Origin of the sequence: Candidatus Paraluminiphilus aquimaris (genome assembly GCF_026230195.1) — a bacterium.
Lineage (GTDB): Bacteria > Pseudomonadota > Gammaproteobacteria > Pseudomonadales > Halieaceae > Luminiphilus > Luminiphilus aquimaris.
This window is the reverse complement of record NZ_CP036501.1, coordinates 2,033,885-2,047,103: the sequence shown is the minus strand read 5'-3', so window position 1 is coordinate 2,047,103 and position 13,219 is coordinate 2,033,885. Positions and strand designations below refer to the sequence as shown.

General features: G+C 50.8%; 15 protein-coding genes and 1 tRNA gene. 11 read left to right on the top strand and 5 right to left on the bottom strand.

Annotated elements, in window-relative coordinates; genetic code table 11:
• Positions 1–32: 32 nt before the first annotated feature.
• The 3 genes from E0F26_RS09390 to E0F26_RS09380 all read left to right on the top strand — a co-directional run bounded on the left by E0F26_RS09390 (position 33) and on the right by E0F26_RS09380 (position 1,368).
• A tRNA-Cys gene (locus E0F26_RS09390) sits at positions 33–106 on the top strand.
• Positions 107–433: 327 nt separating this feature from the next.
• A complete protein-coding gene (locus E0F26_RS09385; protein ID WP_279241399.1) occupies positions 434–901 on the top strand; it encodes a hypothetical protein in 468 nt (155 codons plus the stop codon).
• 35 nt (positions 902–936) lie between these two features.
• A complete protein-coding gene (locus E0F26_RS09380) occupies positions 937–1,368 on the top strand; it encodes a hypothetical protein (RefSeq protein ID WP_279241398.1) in 432 nt (143 codons plus the stop codon).
• A gap of 354 nt (positions 1,369–1,722) precedes the next feature.
• Here the strand turns inward: E0F26_RS09380 and E0F26_RS09375 are convergent, their stop codons facing one another.
• On the bottom strand, positions 1,723–2,466 hold the full coding sequence (locus E0F26_RS09375) for an NUDIX hydrolase (RefSeq protein ID WP_279241397.1): 744 nt from the start codon (positions 2,464–2,466) through the stop codon (positions 1,723–1,725).
• Positions 2,467–2,623: 157 nt separating this feature from the next.
• On the opposite strand from E0F26_RS09375, the gene E0F26_RS09370 reads away from it, so the two are divergent.
• Complete coding sequence (locus E0F26_RS09370) at positions 2,624–3,073, top strand: PaaI family thioesterase (protein ID WP_279241396.1); 450 nt, start codon at positions 2,624–2,626, stop codon at positions 3,071–3,073.
• 164 nt (positions 3,074–3,237) lie between these two features.
• Here the strand turns inward: E0F26_RS09370 and E0F26_RS09365 are convergent, their stop codons facing one another.
• Together E0F26_RS09365 and E0F26_RS09360 are read right to left on the bottom strand one after the other, a co-directional pair.
• The gene (locus E0F26_RS09365; protein WP_279241395.1) at positions 3,238–3,963 is read right to left on the bottom strand and encodes an SDR family NAD(P)-dependent oxidoreductase; all 726 of its coding nucleotides are present in this window, start codon (positions 3,961–3,963) and stop codon (positions 3,238–3,240) included.
• Positions 3,963–4,742, bottom strand: coding sequence for an SDR family NAD(P)-dependent oxidoreductase (locus E0F26_RS09360; RefSeq protein ID WP_279241394.1), 780 nt, complete (start codon positions 4,740–4,742; stop codon positions 3,963–3,965). Before E0F26_RS09360 ends, E0F26_RS09365 begins: the two co-directional genes overlap by 1 nt.
• A gap of 194 nt (positions 4,743–4,936) precedes the next feature.
• Between E0F26_RS09360 and E0F26_RS09355 the strand changes: the two genes are divergently transcribed.
• A complete protein-coding gene (locus E0F26_RS09355; protein ID WP_279241393.1) occupies positions 4,937–5,896 on the top strand; it encodes an alpha/beta hydrolase in 960 nt (319 codons plus the stop codon).
• A gap of 27 nt (positions 5,897–5,923) precedes the next feature.
• Here the strand turns inward: E0F26_RS09355 and E0F26_RS09350 are convergent, their stop codons facing one another.
• Positions 5,924–6,454: a hypothetical protein gene (locus E0F26_RS09350; RefSeq protein ID WP_279241392.1), complete on the bottom strand. Its 531-nt coding sequence runs from the start codon at positions 6,452–6,454 to the stop codon at positions 5,924–5,926.
• Positions 6,455–6,782: 328 nt separating this feature from the next.
• On the opposite strand from E0F26_RS09350, the gene E0F26_RS09345 reads away from it, so the two are divergent.
• The 6 genes from E0F26_RS09345 (at position 6,783) to E0F26_RS09320 (ending at position 12,028) form a co-directional block, all read left to right on the top strand.
• The gene (locus E0F26_RS09345; protein WP_279241391.1) at positions 6,783–6,941 is read left to right on the top strand and encodes a hypothetical protein; all 159 of its coding nucleotides are present in this window, start codon (positions 6,783–6,785) and stop codon (positions 6,939–6,941) included.
• A gap of 50 nt (positions 6,942–6,991) precedes the next feature.
• Positions 6,992–7,477: a hypothetical protein gene (locus E0F26_RS09340; RefSeq protein ID WP_279241390.1), complete on the top strand. Its 486-nt coding sequence runs from the start codon at positions 6,992–6,994 to the stop codon at positions 7,475–7,477.
• Positions 7,478–7,842: 365 nt separating this feature from the next.
• Entirely contained in the window at positions 7,843–8,181 is a 339-nt protein-coding gene (locus E0F26_RS09335; RefSeq protein ID WP_279241389.1) for a hypothetical protein, read from the top strand.
• A 118-nt stretch (positions 8,182–8,299) separates the two neighbouring features.
• Complete coding sequence (locus tag E0F26_RS09330; protein ID WP_279241388.1) at positions 8,300–8,821, top strand: protein tyrosine phosphatase family protein; 522 nt, start codon at positions 8,300–8,302, stop codon at positions 8,819–8,821.
• Between the two features lie 105 nt (positions 8,822–8,926).
• Complete coding sequence (locus tag E0F26_RS09325) at positions 8,927–10,282, top strand: M24 family metallopeptidase (RefSeq protein ID WP_279241387.1); 1,356 nt, start codon at positions 8,927–8,929, stop codon at positions 10,280–10,282.
• Between the two features lie 42 nt (positions 10,283–10,324).
• The gene (locus E0F26_RS09320; RefSeq protein WP_279241386.1) at positions 10,325–12,028 is read left to right on the top strand and encodes an FkbM family methyltransferase; all 1,704 of its coding nucleotides are present in this window, start codon (positions 10,325–10,327) and stop codon (positions 12,026–12,028) included.
• Between the two features lie 112 nt (positions 12,029–12,140).
• Here the strand turns inward: E0F26_RS09320 and E0F26_RS09315 are convergent, their stop codons facing one another.
• The gene (locus E0F26_RS09315) at positions 12,141–13,166 is read right to left on the bottom strand and encodes a 2OG-Fe(II) oxygenase (RefSeq protein WP_279241385.1); all 1,026 of its coding nucleotides are present in this window, start codon (positions 13,164–13,166) and stop codon (positions 12,141–12,143) included.
• Between the last annotated feature and the right edge of the window lie 53 nt (positions 13,167–13,219).

The following is a 13,219-nucleotide window of genomic DNA, read 5'->3' as shown; positions in this document are numbered from 1 at the left end:
TTCGCGCTTCTTCGGGGCGCTTGCCCCTGAATGGCTCGGTGGCAGAGTGGTGATGCAGCGGATTGCAAATCCGTCTACGCCGGTTCGATTCCGACCCGAGCCTCCATTATTTCTATAAATAACCGCGCAGTCGAAGTGGTTTTTTTCGCTGTAAGTGCTCCCCACTTAAAATGGCTCCCCAACCAATGGGTCCCAGAGCCGAAATTTAGTGAGCTACCGTCTCGCGACGTATCCACTGAGTAATGTCGATACGCGATGTCCGTGTTATTTAGCTGTCCTAAGATGCCACGGTAAGCCTCGTTTCAAGGGATGCCAGTCGTCGGACTTGTCACGGGTCCTAATGAACAGCTGGTTTTTCAAGTTTCTATTGATGCACACTCGAAATAGATAGTTTTTTGTTGCTTTCACTTCGTTCGCGAGTAGAGGAAATATTATGCGCCACGCCCTAACAAAGCTTTTGCTGAGCGTTGTATTGGTTGGCTGTGCTTCCGAAGAAGGACTGCAGCGATACGCAAGAGGGAAAGCTATAGAGCCGAAGATAGTAGCGCTGGGCTTGCCCGAAATTACCGATAAGCGAGTGAGAGTCATACCGATAGGTCAGCTGATCAACGACAAGTCAGCGGTGTTCCTTGATTCTGAGGGGGGATACTATTTAGTAAGCCTTGCCAGGCCTCTCGGTGGTGCTCAAGGCGATGAGGTCTACCTTTTAGACGGGAGGGAAATAGTGTTAGGTGACTCCATTTTGACACTCACTAATGACCGTAAAACGCGATCGCAGGCTTATACAAACCGGGAGTTCATAGGCGGTCCATACGAGCGTCGAGAGTCCCGTGCGATCGCTATTTTCCAACTCAAAGACAAAGAGCATGTTCAAGACATTGCCAATTTATTCAATCGCTGAGTCAAAATGCGTGCTGACTTGATAATGGCAGCGTGATGAGCAGATTTCGATTGGGTAACGCTATGTGCTTGTCATTTGTTGTTGCCCTCACAACGCTTCAGCTTCTGGCTCCGTTGAGGGTTGCTGCTGTTGAGTCCAGCCAAATACCCGACCGATACATGAGTCTCGGATTAGAGCCGGTGACTGGGATCTATGATTTCCAGTACAAAAATTTTCGCGATGGCGACCGCCAGTCCATCATTATTCGATCCAAGGATCAGGGCAATTTCTTACTGGTTCTTGATCGACCAATACACCCCAGAAGTAAGGACATCGGCCGCCTTGCTCGGTACATCATTCCCGGTAAGTCGCGTCTGCATATTTCTGATGGAGAAAACCTTGTTCCAAGGGATGTTATTGCCGTTTATCGACTCCGAGATCGCGCGCATGAAAAAGCCATGATTAAGTTTCTTCGGGCGAACGATTGAATCCGCCCTCAAAAGCATTTCGATATTTTTTCTTCTTGGAAGAGTGGAAGTGTGTGGTTCTTATGTAGCTCGGCCTAAGACGATCGGGATCCGTGTGAATGTCTTGAAATCCCGTGGCCTTGGGACAGATATTGCCTTTGCTAAGAACGTCGTTTTTATGACCGCGGATTGCAATGATATTTCCCCATCATGCTCGACTTCGATACCGCACATCGTCTCGCAGAGATGGCACGTTCGATAATGAAACTGTGATTGTCCGGTGCTAGCTTTTGCGATCACGTTGCTGCTCTTCATTATTATTCTTCGCTGGATGCTGTCTTTTTCTACCTCAAGCCGAGCCGCTGGCTTTTCGACTTATAACTTCTCGTTGACCCATTGGTTGTGGAGTAAGCGGACAAAGGGCGCATTCTCTGTCAGCTGTGTCTTGCGCGGTTGGGTTAATCGCTCCTCGATAATATCGATCACCATGCGTGTTATTGCGGGCAAGTCGGTTTTTCGTGCCTCGTCTAGTGTAAGCCAATGAAGATCAAGGAGCTCTCCCGAAGCGCTACCCACCGCACTGGGATCCGAGTGGATGACATCCTCATAAACCATAAAAAATCGCGTATCAAAGCGACGCGTACGATACGGCGGCGTTATGGCCCGAGCGATGAAATCCATTGACTCTAACGGTGGAATCACACCGTGCGAAAGATAGTCTTGCCAGCCCGTATTGGCGGTATGAACGATTGCGGTTGTGGGCCGCCCCACCACAAGCCCGGTCTCTTCGAATGTTTCCCGAATAGCCGCGAGCGCGAGCCCTCTAAGTTTCGCGTCACTAACGTGTGACTGCGTTTTTTTTCGTAAACGCTGCATGACAGGCTCGGGGAGCTCAGTCGGCACCTTTAGCCGCTGGTCGATTAAATCTAGGCGACCGCCAGGAAAGACAAACTTCCCCGGCATGAACTTGTGCTGCATCGAGCGTTTCCCGAGGAGTAATCGCGGCTCATCGTCCTGCCGAACAATGATCAGCGTGGAAGCGTCTTTGGGCCGCACCGCTCGTTCACTGCCTTGACGATATTCCTCTGGTCTACCGGGTGTTGTGCCATAACGACGCATTTCAGATACCACGATTTATTATTTTTGGTCGTTCCAACGATAGGTGATTTTCGCGACATATGCACTCGCACGGTGTTGTCATCTGGACTATCGTCGTGCGACCCTTCAACGGTCAGCGGTTCATACGAACGTCAATAATTTAGGCAAGGAGTGAGTAATGGATTTAGTCGCATTTGAGGCTGGGGCGAAGAAAAATTGCCCCATCTACGAGTTCTTAGGACTTACTGTTCTTGAAGCGGAGAATGGGGTCTTTAAGGCGACAATTCCCAACTCTAAGGCGGCCGGCAATCACATTGGCATCATGCATGCCGGTGTTTTGTTCTCATTGGGCGAGTTTTTAGGTGGGCTGATTACGGCACGGTATCTGGATAATCCGCGCAAGTTCCAGCCAGTCGTTCGTGATCTCAAGATTGACTTTAAAGCGCCGGCCATGACTGATATCACTGCGACGGCATATTTTGGTGCCGATCAAGCACTTGAAATGAATTCAAAACTTGAGGAGACGGGAAGGTACGATTTTCAACAGAAGGCAGTGCTCACCGACACGAATGGCACTGTAGTTGCCGAAACCTTGGGGTCTTACGCACTTCGCAACTTTATGGGGTAACGCGGCGCACTCCGTCAAATCGCTCTGACGGGCTATAAAAGCCAAGTGGCCCACGTCGCGGTGCGTCGTTGTGTTTGAGATGCGAGAATAATAGATGCCAGAAATTGGATCAGCCTCGCCCAACACGACGGCGCAAACGACATACAACGCGAGGGCTCTTCAGGTTATAGCGTCAGTCCGCCATCAATCACGATTTGCTGACCTGTGACATAGGCGGCCAAGGGTGAGGCGAGAAATAGAACACCGCCGGCGATATCCTCTGGGCGCCCAAATCGGGGTATTGGGTTTGTCTGCTTAAACCTTGCCTCGTTCTCCTCCCCCGACTGATTCACGGTCATCTTAGTGGGGACCATACCCGGTGCGACTGTGTTGACACGAACGCCAGTGGGCCCCCATTTTTTCGCAAGAGCTTTGGTGAGCTGAACAAGGCCTGCCTTACTTGCGCTATACGCAGGATTGTTTACGGCTGCGCTGAGGGTGACCACCGAATCAACATTCACTATGCAGCCGGCATTGACCTGTAAAAGTGGGTAGAACTCAGTACAGAGCTGCATAGCGCCTGTCAGATTGATACTGATGATCTTTTCAAAACCTGCGCGCTCAAACTCCTCCTTTTTCCAGAGAACAGCGCCAATGCAATTAGCCATGACATCCAGCTCGCTGAATTTGGAAGCTAGGGCAGTAATGGCATCTGGGTTCTGTACATCGAATTGATGGTAGGTGAAATGACTGAAGTCGTTTTCGTAATGATCAGCAGGTCGCGTACCTGTTATCGAGACCTCCGCTCCTGCCTCGAGAAACGCTATAGCCACTCCGTAGCCGATACCATCGGAGCCTCCGCATACGAGCACTTTTTTCCCGGAAAAATTCAGCGCGCCCACTAAGCTCATCAGCGTGGTCCCTGTCCGTCATCAATTTTAATCACGGTGCCCGTGACACACTCTGAGGCGGGCGACACGAGGAAGAGCAACGTGCTATCCATTTGTGCTGGGTCGCAAATGCGTTTTCGGGGGAATCCTTGAGATATATCACCCACCCGAGAAAGCATCCCGTCCATCATCTCGCTCGAGAAAGCGCCGGGAGCAATGCAATTTACATTGATGTGGTTGCGTGCCCACTCCATAGCATGCGATTCGGTCATCCGCACAACCGCACTTTTGGTGGTCGAGTAGAGCGTTGTCGCCACGGCGCCCGTAATACTGAAGGCAGCAACAGAGGCGATATTGACGATCCTCCCGGTCATTTTTTGCGCGATGAGCTCGCGGGCCACTTCACACGACAACACCCAAGGACCGACTAAATTTGTATCAAATACCGCATCAGTGAGCTCATCTGACATCTTAATGGCGCGCTCCGCATCGGGAATGCCGGCGTTATTGACCAAGATCTGCACGGTCCCAAGCTTCGCCTTTGCCTGAGCAAGCGCTGAGCGAATGCTTTCTCGTGATGTCATATCGAGCGGAATGGGTTCGCATACACCGCCGTCGGCTCTTATTTCCTGGGCAAGGCTCTCTAAACGGTCAGCACGACGACCTGTTAATGCTACTTTTGCACCACAGGCTGCAAGCACTTTAGCGAAGCGCTTACCCAGGCCCGATGTGGTGCCTGTGACGAAGGCAACTTGACCTGACAAATCGGTTGATACATTGGGAAGCGGAAAATCGGACATCGTCGTTCACTTGTCATTGTTATTTAAGAGAAGTAAAGATGTGGGTCACTGATTGAGAATGCAAGTTTGAATTTGTAACACCGCTCATTCCGAGCAAACTGTAAATCGCGTTCAGACAAATCACTGAGCGGTGTTAAGACGCCTGAAAGTAAAGTTAAATCGCAAGCGACTTGCCAAGATTGAAGAGGGCACCCATGCACATTAGAGACGAGGAATTTCATCCAGACCTACAGCCGCAAGTGTCTGCTTTACGGCGCATGGCTCGTCTCATGAAGATTCCGGGGTTTGTTCGTCTTGTTGACTGGTATAGGCGAAAGGAAATGGGGAAAGACGTTGAGAGCTTAGACTGTTCGACGCGTAACATTGCCAGTAGTTTGGATAACTACCCGATTCGCACTCGCATCTATCGTCCAAAGAATAGTGTCGGTCCGCTTCCGTGCTTGGTTTATTTTCATGGGGGCGGTTACATCATGGGGGTGCCGGAGGGCTCTTCTGAACTCATACGTAGGTTTATTGAGACTCGACCCTGCGTCGTCGTAGCGCCTGATTATCGGAAGGCGAAAAGTCGGCCGTACCCGGGCGGTTTTCAGGACTGTTACGACGCGCTTATTTGGGCGCGCGACAATACACAGACGCTTGGGTGTACGGATAGATTCATCATTGGGGGTCATAGCGCCGGCGGCGGTTTAACCGCTGCAGTTGCGTTGAAGGCGCGAGATTCCGGTGATGTTTCGCCGGTCTTTCAAATGCCTTTTTATCCCATGATCGACGAGACTCAGCCCAGTGATCCAGACCGCAACATCGACCCTCCGGTATGGGATACCGGACTCAATCGCATTGGCTGGAGTGCCTACCTCAAAGATGTGAGGGAAGGCAGGGAAGAGCTGAGTGCCTATGCGGCTCCGGCTCGAGCTAGCACCTTTAAAGGGCTGCCACCTACTATCACCTACGTTGGAGATAAGGATCCGTTCTACTGGGAGACACAGACTTACGTTGAGCGGCTAACCGGGGATGGCGTGGAGGTTGTGAGCACGGTTTTTGAGGGTTGCTATCACGCTTTCGAATACATTGGTGATGGCGGTGATATTGGCGCCTTGGCACAAAAGTTTACGTTCGATTCCTTCGCTCAATATTACGATCGATTTGCCATTTAGGCCTTCTAAGCAGTGTAGATAGAGCGGCTATGTGCTCACAATGGTGTAGTCAAAGTAAGTGGCTTGGCTAGGTTTTCGTTGCTCAGGTGTTAGCAATTTGATGCCATACTCGGCTCTCAGATCCACGAGTGTCTGATCCAAAGATTCAACGGGCATTTCGAAGGGCCACTTCTTCGTCATTTGCCGAGAATTTCTAAACACTTGCCATAGGGCGCGTCTGTTTCGCCAGTAAAGCTTGGGAATAAATAACACGCCGAGTTGAGTAATGACGGCTCGGCTAAGGTTTTTGATCTCTGGAATTTGTTGATATTCGCGGAGCACTTGCCAAGAGATATCGGTGCCAAAAAGCACCCAAAAATCGAGCGTTGCTTCGCCTTCGATGGAGGTGTCGTGCCCAAATAAAGCATGTGTTGCGTCGTGGTATCGCCAAACGGTCTTAGCGTTATCAGGCGCGTCGGAGAGTATCTTTCGACCAATATGGGTCAAGTAGCGATGGTACTCCTCAATCGCTTCTCGCAGTGTTTGCTGGCTATCTTGCTGTTGGTATAAGAGCTCCACCAGAAAACCTTTCTAATGCCTAACTGCCGTCAATGTGCACCTTTTTTCATTACTCAACAAGCGCTTTGCTGACCCTCGGGGTCACACGCTTTTGGTTCAAACGCCCTTGTTACTGACGTAATGGCACAAGACCAAATCGTTTTTATTGTTTAAGTGTTGGCACCCAAAGGTTAGGCTAGGCCCGCTCGGCCTGCACTTTTTGCCTACGGAGGTTCTACTTTTCACAATGCCCGGATACTCATACTTTGCACTCTCGGTCATCTGCCTCCTTACGTTTTATATTCCGTTATTCTGGGCTCTAGGAGAGTTCAAAGATACGTCTCAGAACATGAAGCGTTTTTTTATTGCCTTCATGCCCGTGGGCGTCGGTATTATGTTTTGGGTTGAATACGCTGGGTTGGACTGGGGAAGGGTCGGCAGTAATTTGGCGTACGCCGCGTTTGGCAGTCTATTTTTAGCGCTCATCCACAAGTTTTCGAGGTCCTAGACGCTCTAAAAGCGTTTTTATAACAACACATCAATAACTGGGGGAAAGATATGCCTGCAATGACATGGCTTGGATGGTTTCACACAATGATGGGTATAGCGGCATTGCTCTTAGCGATCGCTGCAATATCAAGGCACGGCGTCATTAAAGCGTCTACCCAGACTGGTGCGTGGTACTTAATTGTGACGGTGATTGTTGCCGGTTCAGCACTTGGTATTTACAACCAAGGTGGGTTTGGCGTCGCGCATATCCTAGGGTTGCTTACCTTGGGCGCGGCTCTCGGTGGCTTCTTACTGGAGCGTTTCAACCTCTTTGGTCGGGCATCGCCTTATTTTCAGGCGATTGCTTACAGCGCCACCATTCTTTTTCACATGATTCCCGCGATCACAGACTTCTTGCGTCGATTGCCAGTTGGGGATCCGTTTATCGATTCGTTTGATTCACCGGTGCTGCAGGGGTTCCATCTAGCGTTCTTGATGCTTTATGTCCTAGGCGTTGGCTTTCAGATCCTCAAACTACGACGGTCGGCTCAGTAAAGAGAGGGGCTGCGTGCCCAAGGTTATTACCCTTGCGCACTAAGTCGGGGGCGGTAAAAGGGTGTCTGACTCAGTTGAGAGGCGTTGAAGGCTAAAGGTTCTCTGCCTGCACAGTCGATTTTCCTTGAGCCTGTTCCGCTCCTTGTAACCTGGCGCTCTTAGTTTGGGGTGAAATTTTTCGAGTGGGGTCGGTGTCAAAGCAAGGAGATTCAGTCGTCTCATGTGGAGGTGGTTATTGGTCGTGATCAATGCCACCATCGACGGTGAGCGACAAATAATGCCCAAGGAAAATCAGCAGCGCACTCACGCCACAAATGATAAAACGTCGTGAGGCCTTGCAAAAAAAGAGAAACGAGGAGCGAGCTATGAAAGAGCGTTTGGGAACCTTTAACGATGAAGCTGACGCGTATGCGCAATGTGAAGCTGCGGGGTACACCGCACACAAGTTCGATTTCCCTGCAGTGGAAAACGAGCCGCATTGGCACGATTTTGATTCGCTGACCTTTATTGTCGCCGGTGAGCTCACTGTTGTCGACGTGGAAGAGGGTGTCACTTACACCTGCGGCGCAGGGACAAAACTTGTTGGTCAAAAGGGTTTCGCTCATTGCGAGAAAAGTGAAGGTTATACCGCCATTATCGGGTTTGCTCAGGATCCCTCGACGCTCACTCAGCCCATCAACAAACCGTTACCCGCGTCGCTCTGAAAGGAGACGACTGGGCGCCCATGAGAGCTGCCTAGTTAGCGCCTCAGAATGACCTAAACGGAGTGAGGGGGATCAAGGTGCTCGCGCACGCGTCGCATCTGGGCCCACTGGAGACAGGATGGCAAATACCTTCAATACAGTACTTGGCTATTACGCGACACGCGTTAGGAAGCGACTTGGATGGTCGGGTAACCTTCGCGGCCTTGAAGATATCTTCAATTACGTGCAGCTCGATGACAGGGTTGCCACTTCAGGTCAGCCAACTGAGCAACAGCTCAGGCTAATTAAAGACGCGGGTTATACAACCATCATTAACCTCGCCCCCAAAGACCACGAAAATGCCTTAGGTAACGAGGACGAGTTACTGCAGGAACTGGGGGTTCGGTACTTCCATCTGCCGGTTGTGTTCACAAACCCGACACGCGAGGATTTTGAGCACTTTATAAAGATTTTTGAAGCATGTGGTGATGACCCAATATGGGTTCACTGTGCTGCAAATATGCGCGTCTCAGCATTTTTTTATAAGTACAGAGTCGAGCGTTTAGCTTGGTCTGAATCAGCGGCCAAGGTTGATATGGATAAGGTTTGGGAGCCCGCTAAGGTCATGGGCGTATGGCAAGCGTTCATTGAGGAGCGGTGAGGTTCGAGTTATTCAATAGAGGTGTTGACCCGTAAGTCCAATAACTACCTGGCAGCATTCAACGCCTGAAACAAAGGGATTCACCCCGGGCAGGAAGGAGTGGGGATGTATACGATTAAGCTCAAGTCGGTTTTTTGGCTGCTAGGCATAACAGTATTTTTGGGTGCCGTCTCACCTTTGAGTCAAGCGCAGACGCTTGCGATTGAGCCTTATGAAAATCGTCCCGTTCTTGAAAATGCGATCATTGAAGAGCGCCTAGACACGCTACTACCGGGCTTGATGCGTGAATCCGGGATCGACATGTGGCTCGTTATTGCTCGCGAGTACAACGATGATCCCGTATTCATGTCGCTCGTGCCAAAACCGCGATTCACCGCGCGGCGCACGACGATCTTGGTGTTTTTTGATCGGGGCGAGCAGGGTGTTGAGCGACTCACTGTAAGCCGCTACCCTCTCGGTTCGCTCTATCAAGCTGCCTGGGAAGGCGGTGATTTGAGCGCACAATGGGCTCGCCTAGGTGAGGTTGTTCGGGAACGTAACCCACAACGTATTGCCATTAATACAAGCGATACATGGCCCGTGGCCGATGGTTTGAGCCACAGTCTGCATGGCAAGTTAATGAGTGCCATTGGAACGGAATTTGGCGAGCGTGTGATTTCGTCTGAGTCGCTTGTTGTTCGATGGATGGAGACGCGCCTAAAGAGTGAGGTGGAAGTCTGGCAACGGGCTGTTGGCATTGCACGAGAGACCATTGCACGAGCCTTTAGTAGCGAAGTCATCACGCCAGGCGTCACGACATTGGGCGATGTTTCCTGGTTTATACGAACACGATTTGAGGAAGAAGGCTTAGAGCCGTGGTTTCACCCAGATGTAAACCGTCAATGGCGCGGGGCGGACTTTGCACAGGATGCCGCTTTTCTAGGCGATGGCTCTCCGAATTCGATTATTAGGCGCGGAGACTTGCTGCACACGGACGTTGGGCTGTGTTATTTGAGTTTGTGCACGGATACCCAAGAAATGGGTTATGTGTTGAACCTTGGAGAGGCAGAGCCGCCAAAAGGGCTCTCAAGTGCTATGGCGCTAGGCAACCAGTGGCAAGACTTGCTAACCCATGAATTTCGAGTCGGTAGAACCGGTAATGAGATCTTGGCGGCGGCACAGCGCTCCATTGAGAATGAAGGTATCGAGCACGCCATTTATACTCACCCTTTGGGTTTATTTGGCCATGCGCCGGGGCCCACAATTGGTATGTGGGATAATCAGGGGCCGACTCCCGGAAGGGGTGATTGGCCGCTACATGCGATGACGGGTTATGCCATTGAGGGTAATGTCACGGTTCGCATCCCAGAGTGGGACGGTCAGCGCGCTCAGATGAAGCTCGAGCAAAGTGCTTTCTTTGATGGGAGTAAGGTGATTTACCTCGCGGGTCGTCAGAAATCGTTGCACTTGGTGAGGTATTAGCCCTTGAATCCGTTCAAAGGACCTTAAGGATTGAACTCTGAAATGAACGAGCTTGTAAGGCTTCACGAGACTGTAAACGGCCCCATGTATCTTCTCGAGACGGATACTGTTATCTGCGAAAGTCTTCGCGCGACAGGCGATTATGCCGCTGACGAAAAAGCGCTCCTGGGTGAATTACTATCTGAGTCCGACACGGTTGTCGATGTTGGGGCAAATGTAGGTAACCACACGTTATTCTTTTCTCGCTGCGTGGGTGTCAAGGGTCGTGTGCTTGCCTTTGAGCCTCAGCGCTTCTTGTTTCAAATATTGTGCGCGAACGCTCTGTTGGGGCGGCATCAAAACGTTTGGCCCTACCGGTTAGCGGTGGGTGATAAGCAAGGTAGGGTCGAGGTGCCAGTCCCCAATTATGAACGTCCAAACAACTTTGGTGGCTATTCGTTGTCGTTTGATACGTTCAAGGAAGAGGGGGATATCATCTCGCTCGATGCCATCGCGCCTCCTCAATGTCACCTGATTAAAATTGACGTCGAGGGCATGGAGCTACAGGTTCTAAAGGGTGCTGTTGCAACGATTGAGCGTACTCGTCCTTTTCTTTACTTCGAGTACAACCGGCCTGAATTTAAAGAAGAAATTCTCTCGTTTTCAGTGAACGTATTGGGCTACCGTTTATACCGCCATGGGCCGAATGTTGTCGGGCATCACCGTACTGAATCCGCGCCACACGTACTGACTGATCTGGTGGAGTTAACCCCCGAGGTTCTTCAAGCAAGCGAAACAAGCTCGGCATCGGCCGAAAAAATCTTCGTGTCAATTGCTTGCTTTTCCGACCCGGATGTCGTCGATACCGTTAAAAGCTGCCTTGAAAATGCGGTTAACCCCGACCGAGTAACGGTTGGTATTTGTCTGCAGGCACAGCCGACTGATAGGGCCTTTGATGCATTAGACGCTCTCCCGCAAGTATCAGTTGATCGAATTGACGTGAGTGAGGCAAAAGGGCCGATCTATGCTCGAGCGCGTTGTGAGAAGCTTATGCTTGATGCCGATTTCTTTTTGCAAATTGATTGCCACTCGCGCTTTTTCCGAGGGTGGGATGATATTTTGATTGCAGAGCTCGCCAAAGCGTCCTGTCTTAATGGCAAAGCTGTTCTCTCCCACTATCCGGTGAATATCATCAATATGGAGTCCCCTGAGCATCTTGACCGAATTGGCCATGTAAATCGGTATCGTCACATCGACGTCGACTCGATTAAAAGTCATGGCGCATTGGTAACGCTTCCTGAGACACCCATCGCATCGCTTGGAATCAGTGCAGCGATGCTTTTCATGAGTGGCGAGGTTCGTCGTCTTTTTCCCTATGACCCAGAACTCGATTTTGGTCTGCATGCCGAAGAACAGGTGCTTTATGCCGTTAGATTGTGGACCCATGGCTACGACATCTTCTGTCCGACACGCCACGCCCTGGCGACTGATTATGAGGGCTCGCGCGATCGTATTCCCGACGAGGTCAAGCGCATCAGCAACTCAAATCGCGCTGGCTGGCCACAAGCTTCTTGGTCGAAAGCAAAGTTCCTCTTGGGCTTAGATACGCGAGAGCAGGTGGATTTGGTATACCAAGATTCCTTGGCAGAGTGCATCCAGCGGTATGGTCTTGGTGATGAACGTACGCTTCTGGATTACTACCGCTATGCAGGCATTCACGATCAGCTGAAGGAGACCTTCCCGAACTATCTGTACCGCGACGAATAGCTCCGCAAGTCCTCGTCAATAAAGCCCAAGTGCTGACAGCCATCAGCGGATCTGACTCGAGGAAGCCTCCTGGGAGGCCCACACGAAGCTAAGTTGCAAGAGGTAAAGTGAGCTACGGGGCGGGCTTTGACTGATTGGGCATTAACGAGGTCAGTGTCAAACCCTCAACACGTCGTTTAACGGTAAACCGGTATCGTTCGCTGTCTTCCTTTACTGCCGCTTCTGCCTCTCCGAAGAAAAAACTAATGATGACGTATCGGCTGCCAGAGGCGATCTCGTCAACTTGATGAAACAAAGCACCGGGGAACACTACAGCTCCGTACTTTGGCACCGAAAGTACGTCTGAGTTGTACTCAGGGAAGGCGATTCCACCTCCTTCATAGTCATCGTTAAGCACCAGTGTGATGGCATACCGCCGATGCAGATGTGGCGCAATTGTGTCCCGGTGCTTTCCAAACTTCCCGCTGTTTGCGCCATCATAGCGGCAGATTTTGTACGTTTCTCTGTGCGTGATTTCTGAATAAAAAACTTTTTCAATCTCAGGTAAAACCGACTTGCATAGCTTGTCGTCTAATCGATATTCAAGGTCCCTATCTGGGTGAATGTGTAACCGTCGCTTGAAGTCCTGATCGGCAACGAAGCCAGCCTCCTGGTGGTTGTCGACGTAGCGCATGAGATCTTCTGCTAGCGCTTCGTCGATCGCATTTGGAATAACCAGTACCGGCGCAGGCAGGTTGAGGGTAGGTACCCGAATCTCTGTCAACTCGGCCTGCAACTCGTTAAGGTTTTGAGCGTCCACGTAGTCAACAATTTTGAGATTCGCGTCGGTGACAAAAGCACTGATCGGGACTAAGGGGTGCAGGAAGAGACGGCAGAGAGCCGCACTTGAAAAAACACGCTTATGTTGGGTCGAATCCGATGCTGTTTCGGTGAGCACAAAATGACGATACGGAAAAGCGAGCCCTAGTGCCTGAGGTGCAAGGGCGCCGTGCGCCTCGCTCAGAACCACAAAAATATTAGGCTCGCCAGCTTTGCTCTGAATATCAAGGCGTTGCTCAGTTGTCTCGATCAACGCATGAGGAATGTAATCCCCGATCGAGAGACGAGAACTCAGAGCTAAATTTGAATCGCTTTGCACACTTATCTCGGCTTAGATTGTAGTCTTCGTACAACGCTATCATTTTTGGATGA

Excerpts from the sequence above, each read along its gene's own strand:
- E0F26_RS09365 (WP_279241395.1), bottom strand. The coding sequence starts at position 3,963 with ATGAGCTTAGTGGGCGCGCTGAATTTTTCCGGGAAAAAAGTGCTCGTA.
- E0F26_RS09320 (WP_279241386.1), top strand. The coding sequence starts at position 10,325 with ATGAACGAGCTTGTAAGGCTTCACGAGACTGTAAACGGCCCCATGTAT.
- E0F26_RS09380 (WP_279241398.1), top strand. The coding sequence starts at position 937 with ATGAGCAGATTTCGATTGGGTAACGCTATGTGCTTGTCATTTGTTGTT.
- E0F26_RS09335 (WP_279241389.1), top strand. The coding sequence starts at position 7,843 with ATGAAAGAGCGTTTGGGAACCTTTAACGATGAAGCTGACGCGTATGCG.
- E0F26_RS09340 (WP_279241390.1), top strand. The coding sequence starts at position 6,992 with ATGCCTGCAATGACATGGCTTGGATGGTTTCACACAATGATGGGTATA.
- E0F26_RS09370 (WP_279241396.1), top strand. The coding sequence starts at position 2,624 with ATGGATTTAGTCGCATTTGAGGCTGGGGCGAAGAAAAATTGCCCCATC.
- E0F26_RS09385 (WP_279241399.1), top strand. The coding sequence starts at position 434 with ATGCGCCACGCCCTAACAAAGCTTTTGCTGAGCGTTGTATTGGTTGGC.
- E0F26_RS09375 (WP_279241397.1), bottom strand. The coding sequence starts at position 2,466 with ATGCGTCGTTATGGCACAACACCCGGTAGACCAGAGGAATATCGTCAA.
- E0F26_RS09330 (WP_279241388.1), top strand. The coding sequence starts at position 8,300 with ATGGCAAATACCTTCAATACAGTACTTGGCTATTACGCGACACGCGTT.
- E0F26_RS09345 (WP_279241391.1), top strand. The coding sequence starts at position 6,783 with ATGAAGCGTTTTTTTATTGCCTTCATGCCCGTGGGCGTCGGTATTATG.
- E0F26_RS09360 (WP_279241394.1), bottom strand. The coding sequence starts at position 4,742 with ATGTCCGATTTTCCGCTTCCCAATGTATCAACCGATTTGTCAGGTCAA.
- E0F26_RS09355 (WP_279241393.1), top strand. The coding sequence starts at position 4,937 with ATGCACATTAGAGACGAGGAATTTCATCCAGACCTACAGCCGCAAGTG.
- E0F26_RS09325 (WP_279241387.1), top strand. The coding sequence starts at position 8,927 with ATGTATACGATTAAGCTCAAGTCGGTTTTTTGGCTGCTAGGCATAACA.